At 41.5% G+C, this 260-nt stretch carries 1 pseudogene; it reads left to right on the top strand.

What is annotated here, in order from left to right:
* Nucleotides 1-118: 118 nt before the first annotated feature.
* Nucleotides 119-260, top strand: a pseudogene (locus SB775_RS30930) (alanyl-tRNA editing protein); the annotation flags it as partial.

Raw genomic sequence — 260 nt, 5'->3', positions numbered from 1 at the left:
AACAGTTTTTTGGTCAAAGAAAACACCTCCTAACTCTATTATACTAGCAACGACTAGCCAGAGAAAATGCTGGAATAAAAGACAAGTGTGGAATGGTTCCATACGGCAAGGAGTCATGATGAAAGATAGATTGTATTACCAAGATGCCTACATTCAAACATTTTCAGCGCAAATCACTAAAAGAGGAACAGAGGAAGATGGTACTGCGTATGTAGTGCTTAGCAAGACCGCCTTTTATCCAACAGGTGGCGGACAGCCGT

It is taken from the genome of Peribacillus sp. SIMBA_075 (genome assembly GCF_046534585.1).
The sequence above is the reverse complement of the archived record's forward strand: the minus strand, read 5'-3'. Positions and strand labels throughout refer to the sequence as shown.